Below are 12,005 nucleotides of genomic sequence, written 5' to 3' on the forward strand. Positions count from 1 at the left end.
GCATCAGGCAATCCCTCCCATGACATTTGTCCTATGGAAGCACGGTTTTAGGGCGGATTGACTCCTAGAAAAAAGGGATAGCGCGCTCATGTAGAAAACAGCAGTCGTTTTTAGACTGCCGTCATGAAGGACGCACACCGAATTGAGCCCCGAGAACAAGTCACCCTGTCGCTGCAACTAATCGGCGGGGGTAGCGGTGTCACCCGTGACATCAGCGCCTCCGGTTTGTATTTCGAAACCGATTACGAGCAGCAGGTGGGTAGCGTGATTGACTTCGAGATCGAACTCGACACCCCCGGCGGCCCCATGAAGTTCAAGGCGCAAGGACAAATCGTGCGCATTGAACCGCAGGGCGGCAGGACTGGGGTGGGCGTGAAGTTGCTGGCCAGCCGGCTGGTACCGATGGATTGAGGTGTTCGTGGTTGGAGGAAGAATCGGCTCGTGGCTGATAGCGGCCCGCAGCGGTTTTTCACTCAGGGTGACACTCTAGGGAGAAAGACATGGCTAGCACTACAACTACCAGTGGCGGGACCGTTACGTCGTTTTCCAACACGCCGCAGGCGAAGGACGACGTCTTCACAACCACTGAAAATCTGCTGGGGATCATGTATTGGGACGTCATGTCCAATGACCTCGGCGGTAACGCGAAGACACTCTGGTCAATCGACAATGCGGACAGTCTTTCTACTTCCACCAAGACTTATGCTCCGGCCGATCTCCTGACTCAGGATTCGGCGAGGGCTGAGGCGACGAGTTCTGACACCAGTTTGAATGGTGCAAAGATCTGGATCACTTCGGACGGTAAGGTCGGCTACGACGCCGCTACCTTCACCTCTGCTTTCAAGGCACAACTCCAGGCGCTTGCTACTGGCGAGTTGCTGACGGACAGCTTTACCTATGCGATACGTCTCGGCAATGGAACGCTCAGTTGGGCCACCGCGACAGTGCAGTTTTCGGGCGTGAATGATGGTGTGACAATCAGCCTTGGCGCGCAGGCCGGCACAGTGACCGAAGACGCCGATACCACTGCGAACACGACCGACTCGCTGACGACCAGCGGCACGATTGTCTTTAACGACGTCGACCTGAGTGACACGCACTTGGCGACTTTCGCGGCGGCGCAGGGCAACACTACTCATCTTGGTACGTTCGTGCTCTCGGCGGTAAGCGAAGCCGCGAATGCGGCCAACGGATCAGTGCAATGGACGTACAACCTGAGCAATACGGCGGCGCAGTACCTGGCCCAGGGACAGACAGTCACCGAAACCTACCTGGTCACTATCAGTGATGGGCATGGTTCGTCGGCAACGCAGAATGTGACTATCACTATCACCGGCACCAATGACGGGCCAACGGTGTCGGCGGCGGAAATCGAAAACGGTGCGGTGACCGAAGACGGCACCACGGTGGCCAGCGGCAGTTTCGCCTTCGGCGATGTGGACCTGGCCGATGACGCCCATGTGACCAGCGTGAGCGCGCCATCCGGTGCGCTGGGTACGCTGGTGGCCAATGTCAGCGACGAGAGCACCGGCGACGCGGCGGGCACCGTGGGCTGGACCTATACGCTGAACAACAGCGCGGCGCAGTACTTGGCTGAGGGCCAGACCAAGACCGAAGTGTTCACGGTCACGCTGACTGACGATTTCGGGGCGACAGTGACCAAGTCCGTGACGATCACCGTCACCGGCAGCAACGATGCACCGGTGCTCAGCTTCGCCACCGGCAATGATGTTGGCGCCGTGCAGGAAGACATCACCCTCAGCGTCAGCGGCCAGTTCAGCTCGACCGACATTGATCACGACGCCACCGCTACTTGGAGCATCAATGGCTCGCCAACGGGCACCTACGGCTCGATCGCCGTGGACAACAGCGGCCAATGGACCTACACCCTGGCCAACGGCAGCGATGGCGTTGCCAGTGCCGTACAGTCGCTGAAGGCCGGCGAGAGTCACAACGAAGTGTTCAGCGTGCAGGTCAGCGACGGCCTGGGCGGCGTCGACACCCAGCTAGTGACCGTCACCGTCACCGGCAGCAATGACGCACCGGTGCTCAGCTTCGCCAGCGGCAACGATGTTGGCGCCGTGCAGGAAGACACCACCCTCAGCGTCAGCGGCCAATTCAGCTCGACCGACATCGATCACGACGCCACGGCCACCTGGAGCATCAATGGCTCGCCAACGGGCGCCTACGGTTCGATCGCCGTCGACAACAGCGGCCAATGGACCTACATCCTGGCCAACGGCAGCGATGGCGTTGCCAGTGCCGTGCAATCGCTGAAGGCCGGCGAGAGTCACGATGAGGTGTTCAGCGTGCAGGTTAGCGATGGCCTCGGCGGCGTCGACACCCAACTGGTGACGATCACCGTCATCGGCAGCAATGACGCACCGGTGCTCAGCTTCGCCACCGGCAACGATATTGGCGCCGTGCAGGAAGACACCACCCTCAGCGTCAGCGGCCAATTCAGCTCGACCGACATCGATCACGACGCCACGGCCACCTGGAGCATCAATGGCTCGCCAACGGGCGCCTACGGTTCGATCGCCGTGGACAACAGCGGCCAATGGACCTACATCCTGGCCAACGGCAGCGATGGCGTTGCCAGTGCCGTGCAATCGCTGAAGGCCGGCGAGAGTCACAACGAGGTGTTTTCGGTGCAGGTCAGCGACGGCCTCGGCGGCGTCGACACCCAGCTGGTGACCGTCACCGTCACCGGCAGCAATGACGCACCGGTGCTCAGCTTCGCTATCGGCAATGATGCCGGTACCGTGCAGGAAGACACCACCCTCAGCGTCAGCGGCCAATTCAGCTCGACCGATATCGATCACGATGCCACCGCTACTTGGAGCATTGCCGGGTCAAATACCGGCACCTACGGCTCGATCGCCGTGGACAACAGCGGCCAATGGACTTACACCCTGGCCAACGGCAGCGATGGCGTTGCCAGTGCCGTGCAGTCGCTGAAGGCCGGCGAGAGTCACGATGAGGTGTTTACGGTGCAGGTCAGCGATGGCCTGGGCGGCGTCGACACCCAGCTGGTGACCGTCACCGTTACCGGCAGCAACGACGCGCCGGTGCTCAGCTTCGCCGCCGGCAATGATGCCGGCGCCGTGAAGGAGGACACCACCCTCAGCGTCAGCGGCCAGTTCAGCTCGACCGATATCGATCACGACGCCACGGGGACCTGGAGCATTGCCGGGTCAAATACCGGCACCTACGGTTCGATCGCCGTCGACAACAGCGGCCAATGGACCTACACCCTGGCCAACGGCAGCGATGGCGTTGCCAGTGCCGTGCAGTCGCTGAAGGCCGGCGAGAGTCACAACGAGGTGTTCACGGTGCAGGTCAGCGACGGCCTGGGCGGCGTAGATACCCAACTGGTGACCATCACCGTCACCGGCAGCAACGACGCACCGACGATCACTTCCAACGGTGGCGGTGCGACGGCTTCGATCAACGTGGCGGAGAACACCACGGCGGTCTCGACAGTGGCGGCGACCGATATTGATCTTCCGGCACAAACGCTGAGCTACAGCATCGTCGGCGGAGCGGATGCCGCGAAGTTCTCGATCGTTTCGGGCACAGGCGTGCTGAGCTTTGTTTCTGCACCCAACTTCGAAGCACCGACTGATTCGGGAACGAACAACGTTTATGACCTGATTGTACGGGCGTCGGACGGCACGCTGTTTGACGACCAGGCAATCGCGGTAACCGTGACAGGCGTCAACGACAACTCCCCGGTGGTCACCTCCAACGGTGGTGGTGCGACGGCTTCGGTCAATGTGGCGGAGAACACCACCGCGGTTACCACGGTGGTGGCGACCGATGCCGATCTGCCGGCGCAGACGTTGAGCTACTCGCTGCTGAACACGGCCGGGACGGACTTCAGCAAGTTCTCGATCAGTTCGAGCGGGGTGCTGACGTTCAACTCTGCACCCGATTACGAGAATCCCCAGGATGTCGGTGGTACCGACGGCGACAACGCCTACGTTGTGGACGTTCAGGTGTCAGACGGCAATGGCGGAATCGACACGCAGTCGATTACGGTGAACGTGCAGAACGTCGTTGAGACGCCCGTCGATACCGTGGCACCAACGGTGATAGTGACAGGAACTGCGTTGGGCAGTTCGGTGGGGGCAACGTCGACGGTCACATTCCAGTTCAGTGAGACGGTGAGCGGTTTCAGCCTGTCTGATGTAGCGATGACGACAACGAGCGGAACGCCACGCGGCACCTTCAGTAACTTTACCCAGGTTGACGGCGATACCTACACGGCAACACTGACCAGAACCCTGGGCGGTAGCATAAAAGTCGACGTTGCCGCGAACAGCTACACCGATCTGGCGGGTAATTCTGGTGCGGCCGGGAGCAGTGCAAACCTTCCGGCAGGCGTTGCCGGCGAACCCGTCAATCTGGCCCTCAACGTTCCACGGGCCGATATCAGCGGCCCTGTGACGGTGACCATCAGCGGTGCTCCTTTGGGTTGGGTATTCAATGCAGGAGCCGACAATGGCGATGGCACCTGGACCGTGCAGACCAGCGATCCCGGCGCATTGACTGTGACAACTCCAAGCGAATTCGCCGGTGCGTTGGTGCTCGATGTCAACATGTACTGGAATAACAGCGACGGCAGCAGCGCCAGCGCCTATGTGTACAACAACGTCGAAATCTATGCCCCAGGTGCACCGATCTTCGCCTTGTCCGCCGACGACAACCTGACTGGCTCGTCCGGTGCCGACACCTTCGTGTTCGCCCAGCCGATCGGCGACAACGTCATTTACAGTTTCGACGCGGCGGCGGACAAGATCGATTTGATCGGCTTCACAGGCGTCAACGATTTTGCGGATGTGACTATCGCCAACGACGCGAGCGGCAATGCCGTGCTAAGCATCAGCGATCACCAGACGATTACGGTCAACGGCGTGGATGCGGCGGCGTTGAGCGCGGCCAACCTAATGTTCGATGTGGACCCGATTACAACCAATACGGGCACCATCACCATTGCCGACGGCGCGATCATGCCGTTCGGTGGCCGCATCGACAACAGCGGCACCATAGCGCTCGGCTCCACCGGCAGCGGGACCGATCTCGAGATTCTGTTCCGTGGTGCGACGTTGAGCGGTGGCGGGCAAGTGGTGCTGTCCGACAGCGCGCAGAACATGATCTTTGGTGGCAGCGCGGACACGGTGCTCACCAATGCCGACAACACCATCTCGGGTGCCGGCCAATTGGGCGCGGGGCAGATGATGCTGGTCAACTCGAGCCAGATCCTGGCCAGCGGCGTCAATGCGCTGGTGATCGATACCGGTAGTAGCGCCGTCATCAACACAGGTGTGCTGCAAGCCAACGGCAGCGGCGGCTTGGTGATTGAAAGTGCGCTCATCAACAGCGGCAGCCTGTGGGCGAACGATGGCAACATCACTGTCCACGCCGATGCCAGTGGCGCGGGAAGGGCGACGATCAGCGGTTCGGCGATCCTTGAGTTCGGTGCTGCCTCCGATCAGCATGTGACATTCGACAGCGGCGCGGCCGGAATGCTCAAGCTTGAGAAGTCGACGGCGTTCAGCGGCAGCATCAGCGGTTTTGCCGCGGGTGACAAGCTGGCCTTCGGCGATGTTGCGTTCGGCGCCAATACGCAGATCACCTATGCGGCGAATGACACAGGCACCGGCGGCATGCTGACCCTGAGCGACGGTGCTCATTTGACACACGTCGCGATGAATGGCCAATACGCGGCGGCGGGTTTGCAGGCGAACGCCGAGGGCAGCGGCAGTGAGCTGGCCTACGATGCTGCGGCGGCAAATCACACGATGTTGGGTGGCCTGGCCAACGACACTCTGGTTGGCGGTGCGGGTGACGATCTGTTCGTCGGTGGGCTGGGCAACGACATGCTCATCGGCGGCCTTGGTAACGATACCTTCGTGTTTGCTGCGGCGGACTTCGGCAACGACTCGATCCAGGGCTTCGATATCAATCCGGCCGGAGGGCAGGACTTGCTGAATATAGCGGGGCTGGGGATCAGCAGCGAGACGTTCGCGGCCAACGTGAGCATTGCGGCTGACGGAGCGGACACAGTGGTCGGGATTGGGGTGGACACGATTCGCCTAGTCGGTGTTGACAGTGCAGGTATCGATCAGACGGACTTTATCCTGGCGACATGATGCTTTTGCTGCTGGGAATGTGACACGCTCTCGAACATTGCTCCCTGTGCGACAGCGCAGCTCAAAGGGCTGGGCGGTTTCCCACAGGTCGGCGCGCCCAAATCGCAGGCGAAAAAAAAACCGACCATAAGGTCGGTTTTTTCCGGATCTTGGTGCCCCGAGGGAGACTCGAACTCCCACTCCTTTCGAAAACGGATTTTGAATCCGCCGCGTCTACCAATTCCGCCATCAGGGCATGTGGCGCGCAGTATAGAGAGCCACCGCTGGTCGGTCAATCGGCTTTCATGGTCAATTTTCACACATTGGGCTAAACTTCCCGGCCCTGCCGAACCGAACATCATCATGCGCGTCGCCGATTTTTCCTTCGAACTCCCCGATTCCCTGATCGCCCGCCACCCACTGGCCGAGCGCCATGGCAGCCGTCTGCTGGTCCTCGATGGACCGAGCGGCGCGCTGGCGCACCGGCAATTCCCCGATCTGCTCGAGTACCTGCGCCCCGGCGACCTGATGGTGTTCAACAACACCCGGGTGATCCCGGCGCGGTTGTTCGGCCAGAAAGCTTCCGGCGGCAAGCTGGAAGTGCTGGTCGAGCGCGTGCTCGACAGCCATCGGGTGCTGGCCCATGTGCGCGCCAGCAAGGCGCCCAAGGTAGGCGCGGTCATCCTCATCGATGGCGGCGGCGAGGCCGAAATGGTCGCGCGCCATGACACGCTGTTCGAGCTGCGCTTCACCGAAGAGGTGCTGCCGCTGCTCGACCGTGTCGGCCACATGCCGCTGCCGCCGTACATCGACCGCCCCGACGAGGGCGCCGACCGTGAGCGCTACCAGACTGTGTACGCCGAACGAGCCGGTGCAGTCGCCGCACCGACCGCAGGCTTGCACTTCGATGAGGCGTTGCTGGAGAAGATTGCCGCCAAGGGTGTAGAGCGTGCCTTCGTCACCTTGCACGTGGGCGCGGGCACCTTCCAGCCGGTGCGGGTCGACAAGATCGAAGACCACCACATGCATAAAGAGTGGCTTGAAGTGAGCCAGGAGGTGGTCGATGCCATCGAGGCTTGCCGCGCCCGTGGTGGCCGGGTAATCGCAGTCGGCACCACCAGCGTGCGTTCGCTGGAGAGCGCCGCGCGCGATGGCGTGCTCAAGGCCTTCAGCGGCGACACCGACATCTTCATCTACCCAGGCCGGCCGTTCCATGTGGTCGACGCGCTGGTCACCAATTTCCACCTGCCGGAGTCCACGCTGCTGATGCTGGTCTCGGCCTTCGCCGGCTACCCCGAGACCATGGCCGCCTACGCGGCGGCGGTCGAGCAGGGGTACCGCTTCTTCAGTTACGGTGATGCCATGTTCATCACCCGCAATCCGGCGCCACGCGGGCCCGAGGATCAAGCATGAGTCGCACCTGTCGAATGTCCTTCGAACTGCTGGCCACCGACGGCAAGGCCCGTCGTGGCCGCATCACCTTCCCACGCGGCACCGTGGAAACCCCGGCGTTCATGCCGGTGGGCACCTATGGCACGGTCAAGGGCATGCTGCCGCGCGACATCGAGGCCATCGGCGCCGAGATGATCCTGGGCAACACCTTCCACCTGTGGCTGCGCCCGGGCACCGAGGTGATCAAGAAGCACAACGGCCTGCACGACTTCATGCAGTGGAAAGGCCCGATCCTCACCGACTCCGGTGGCTTCCAGGTGTTCAGCCTGGGCGCCATGCGCAAGATCAAGGAAGAGGGCGTGACCTTCGCCTCGCCGGTCGATGGCGCCAAGGTGTTCATGGGCCCGGAAGAGTCGATGCAGGTGCAGCGTGACCTGGGCTCGGACGTGGTGATGATCTTCGACGAGTGCACCCCGTACCCGGCCGAGCACGATGTGGCGCGCGCGTCCATGGAGCTGTCGCTGCGCTGGGCCCAGCGCTCGAAGAACGCCCACGCCGACAACACCGCGGCGCTGTTCGGTATCGTCCAGGGTGGCATGTACCAGGACCTGCGCATGCGCTCGCTGGAAGGCCTGGAAAACATCGGCTTCGACGGCCTGGCCATCGGTGGCCTGTCGGTGGGCGAGCCCAAGCACGAAATGATCAAGGTGCTGGATTACCTGCCGGGTCAGATGCCTGCTGACAAACCTCGTTACCTTATGGGGGTAGGCAAACCGGAAGATCTCGTTGAGGGTGTGCGCCGCGGCGTCGACATGTTCGACTGTGTGATGCCGACGCGTAACGCGCGCAACGGTCATCTGTTCGTCGATACAGGGGTGATCAAGATCCGCAATGCGTTCCATCGCCACGATGATTCGCCGCTGGATCCGACCTGTGACTGCTACACCTGCACCAACTTCTCCCGCGCCTATCTCCATCACCTGGACAAGTGCGGCGAAATGCTGAGCAGCATGCTGAATACCATCCACAACTTGCGCCATTACCAGCGCTTGATGGCCGGTTTACGCGAGGCTATTCAACAGGGTAAATTGGCCGCCTTTGTCGACGCCTTCTACGCCAAGCGCGGGCTTCCTGTGCCGCCTTTGGACTGACTGTCCGCATCCATTATTAGAAAATTACATTAGGAGTGCCCAATGAGCTTCTTGATCCCCGCCGCATACGCGGACGCCGCAGCACCCGCCGCCGGCCCAGCCGGTACCGGCTTCGAGTGGATTTTCCTGGTCGGTTTCCTGGTCATCTTCTACCTGATGATCTGGCGCCCGCAGGCCAAGCGTGCAAAAGAGCAGAAGAACCTGCTGAGCAACTTGCAGAAGGGTGACGAAGTTGTCACCAACGGCGGCATCGCCGGCAAGATCGTCAAGGTTTCCGATGATTTCGTGGTACTGGAAGTTTCCGACAACGTCGAGCTGAAGTTCCAGAAGGGTGCCATCGCGGCCACCCTGCCAAAAGGTACGCTCAAGGCTATCTGAGTTACCGGTTTTTCTTTCCAGTCGGGGCGCGCAACGCGCCCCGCGTCTTGAACGGGCGGCGTGATGCTGAACAAATACCCTCTGTGGAAATATGCACTGATCGTGCTGGTACTGGTGGTCGGTTTCATTTATTCCGCTCCCAACCTCTACCCGGATGATCCGGCGGTACAGATCAGTGGTGCCAGCTCGGCGCTGCAGGTGAACCAGGCCGACCTCGACCGCGTCAGCAAGGCGCTGGGCGATGCCAAGATCGCCGTCAAGGGCGCTAGCCTGGGTGAGAAAGGCAGCGGGCTGATCCGCCTGACCAATCAGGAAGACCAGCTGCCAGCCAAGGATGTAGTGCGCAAGGCACTGGGCGATGATTACGTCGTGGCCCTGAACCTGGCCCAGACTACCCCGCAATGGCTGCGCAACCTGGGCGCAAGCCCGATGAAGCTGGGCCTGGACCTGTCCGGTGGTGTGCACTTCCTGCTGGAAGTGGACATGGACAAGGCCATGAACGCCCGCATGAAAGTCTACGAAGGCGAGGTCAAGACCTTGCTGCGCAAAGAGCGCGTCCGCTACCGCAGCCTGCCTCAGCAGGATGGCGGCATCATGCTGGGCTTCGCTGACGATGCTGCCCGCGAACAGGCTCGTGCCCTGATCCGGAAGAATTTCAATGACTTCGACCTGACCACCACCGAGCGCAACGAGCTCGCGGTGCTGCGTCTGGCGCTGACCCAGGCGAAAGTCGCCGAGATCCGCGAATACTCGATCAAGCAGAACCTCACCACCGTCCGCAACCGGGTCAACGAGCTGGGTGTGGCCGAGCCGCTGGTACAGCGCCAGGGCGCCAACCGCATCGTGGTCGAGCTGCCAGGCGTGCAGGACACTGCCGAAGCCAAGCGTATCCTGGGTAAAACCGCCAACCTGGAGTTCCGCTTCGGTGCCGAGCCGGGCGCTTCCAAGGCCACTACCGAGGTGTTCGAGTTCCGTGAGGGCGGCCGTTCCGCCGCGGTCGAGCGCGGCCTGATCATCACCGGTGACCAGGTAACCGACGCCCAGGCCAGCTTCGACGAACAAGGTCGCCCGCAGGTGAACATCCGCCTGGATGGCCACGGTGGCGAGCTGATGACCCGCGCTACCCGCAGCAACGTCGGCCGCAGCATGGCGGTGATCTTCATCGAGCAGAAGCCGGTCACCCGCTACGTCAAGCAGACCGTCGACGGCGTCGAGAAGGACGTTGCCGTACAGAGCTTCCAGGAAGAGAAGAAGATCATCAGCCTGGCGACCATCCAGTCGCCGCTGGGCAGCCAGTTCCGCATCACCGGCCTGAACGGCCAGGGCGAATCGTCCGAACTGGCCCTGCTGCTGCGTGCTGGTGGCCTGGCTGCGCCGATGTACTTCGCTGAAGAACGTACCATCGGCCCAAGCCTGGGTGCCGACAACATCACCAAGGGTATCGATGCATCGCTGTGGGGCATGCTGTTCGTCTCGCTGTTCATCATCGCCATCTATCGCGCCTTCGGTGTGATCGCCACCATCGCCCTGGCGGGCAACATGGTCCTGCTGCTGGCGCTGATGTCGCTGCTGGGCGCGACCCTGACCCTGCCGGGTATTGCCGGTATCGTGTTGACCATGGGTATGGCGGTGGACGCCAACGTGCTGATCTTCTCGCGTATCCGCGAAGAGCTGAACGCCGGCATGTCGGTGCAGCGCGCCATTCATGAAGGCTTCAACCGCGCCTACACCGCGATCATCGACGCCAACCTGACCAGCCTGCTGGTCGGCGGCATCCTGTTCGCCATGGGTACCGGCCCGGTCAAGGGCTTTGCGGTCACCATGTCCCTCGGGATTTTCACCTCGATGTTCACCGCCGTCATGGTGACCCGTGCAATGGTCAACCTGACCTGCGGCGGGCGTGACATCAAGAAGCTGTGGGTTTGAGGGAGCTGCGATGAAAACCATCAACTTCATGGGCGTGCGCAATGTCGCGTTCGCCATTACCGTGCTCCTCACCGTGCTGGCGCTGTTCAGCTGGTGGCAGAAGGGCCTGAACTTCGGCCTGGACTTCACCGGCGGTACGCTGATCGAGCTGACCTACGAGCGCCCGGCCGACCTCAAGGCGGTGCGTGCCGAGCTGGTCAATTCCGGCTTCCACGAGGCGGTGGTGCAGAGCTTCGGCGCCACCACCGACCTGCTGGTGCGCATGCCGGGTGATGACCCACAGCTGGGCAACAAGGTTGCTGAAGCCCTGCAGAAGGCCGGTGGCGACAACCCGGCCAAGGTCAAGCGTGTCGAGTTCGTAGGCCCGCAGGTGGGTGAGGAGCTGCGCGACCAGGGTGGCATGGGCATGCTCCTGGCACTGGGCGGCATCCTTATCTACCTGGCCTTCCGCTTCCAGTGGAAGTTCGCCGTGGGCGCGATCGTCTCGCTGATCCACGACGTGGTGGTGACCCTGGGTATCCTGTCGTTCTTCCAGATCACCTTCGACCTGACGGTGCTGGCGGCGGTACTGGCGATCATCGGCTACTCGCTGAACGACACCATCGTCGTGTTCGACCGGGTGCGCGAGAACTTCCGCGTCATGCGCAAGGCCTCGCTGATCGAGAACATCAACGTTTCCACCACCCAGACCCTGCTGCGGACCATCGCCACCTCGGTTTCGACCTTGCTGGCCATTGCCGCGCTGCTGTTCTTCGGTGGCGACAACCTGTTCGGCTTCTCGCTGGCCCTGTTCATCGGCGTCATGGCCGGTACCTATTCGTCGATCTATATCGCCAACGTGGTACTGATCTGGCTGAACCTGAGCAGTGAAGACCTGATCCCGCCGGCCAAGACCGACGGTGTGGACGACCGTCCGTAAGGCGTGCTCCACGCCGTTTGGCGGCCAAAAAGGCGCGAGTGTTGAACTCGCGCCTTTTTTTTTACTCCAAGGCTGGGAGAAGGCGGGTCGGACCCGCGGGTT

At 61.8% G+C, this 12,005-nt stretch carries 7 protein-coding genes and 1 tRNA gene; 7 read left to right on the plus strand and 1 reads right to left on the minus strand.

Going from position 1 to position 12,005, the window contains the following annotated elements; genetic code table 11:
- Positions 1–123 precede the first annotated feature (123 nt).
- Both CAG46_RS13905 and CAG46_RS13910 read left to right on the plus strand, forming a co-directional pair.
- A complete protein-coding gene (locus CAG46_RS13905; RefSeq protein WP_085617459.1) occupies positions 124–411 on the plus strand; it encodes a PilZ domain-containing protein in 288 nt (95 codons plus the stop codon).
- Positions 412–500: 89 nt separating this feature from the next.
- The gene (locus tag CAG46_RS13910; protein WP_085707965.1) at positions 501–6,158 is read left to right on the plus strand and encodes an S-layer family protein; all 5,658 of its coding nucleotides are present in this window, start codon (positions 501–503) and stop codon (positions 6,156–6,158) included.
- Positions 6,159–6,308: 150 nt separating this feature from the next.
- Here CAG46_RS13910 and CAG46_RS13915 read toward each other — a convergent pair.
- A tRNA-Leu gene (locus CAG46_RS13915) sits at positions 6,309–6,393 on the minus strand.
- Between the two features lie 107 nt (positions 6,394–6,500).
- On the opposite strand from CAG46_RS13915, the gene queA reads away from it, so the two are divergent.
- The 5 genes from queA (at position 6,501) to secF (ending at position 11,903) form a co-directional block, all read left to right on the plus strand.
- Positions 6,501–7,550 (plus strand): tRNA preQ1(34) S-adenosylmethionine ribosyltransferase-isomerase QueA, encoded by a 1,050-nt coding sequence (gene queA / locus CAG46_RS13920; RefSeq protein WP_025337765.1) that lies wholly within the window; start codon positions 6,501–6,503, stop codon positions 7,548–7,550.
- Positions 7,551–7,564: 14 nt separating this feature from the next.
- Positions 7,565–8,680, plus strand: coding sequence for a tRNA guanosine(34) transglycosylase Tgt (gene tgt, locus CAG46_RS13925; RefSeq protein WP_013971009.1), 1,116 nt, complete (start codon positions 7,565–7,567; stop codon positions 8,678–8,680).
- 42 nt (positions 8,681–8,722) lie between these two features.
- Positions 8,723–9,058, plus strand: coding sequence for a preprotein translocase subunit YajC (yajC, locus tag CAG46_RS13930; protein WP_003259111.1), 336 nt, complete (start codon positions 8,723–8,725; stop codon positions 9,056–9,058).
- Between the two features lie 63 nt (positions 9,059–9,121).
- The gene (gene secD / locus CAG46_RS13935; RefSeq protein WP_085616856.1) at positions 9,122–10,984 is read left to right on the plus strand and encodes a protein translocase subunit SecD; all 1,863 of its coding nucleotides are present in this window, start codon (positions 9,122–9,124) and stop codon (positions 10,982–10,984) included.
- Between the two features lie 10 nt (positions 10,985–10,994).
- Positions 10,995–11,903, plus strand: a complete 909-nt coding sequence (gene secF, locus CAG46_RS13940) for a protein translocase subunit SecF (protein ID WP_025337768.1) — start codon at positions 10,995–10,997, stop codon at positions 11,901–11,903.
- Positions 11,904–12,005: the final 102 nt, after the last annotated feature.

This window comes from Pseudomonas sp. B23(2017), assembly GCF_002113725.1.
Lineage (GTDB): Bacteria > Pseudomonadota > Gammaproteobacteria > Pseudomonadales > Pseudomonadaceae > Aquipseudomonas > Aquipseudomonas putida_Z.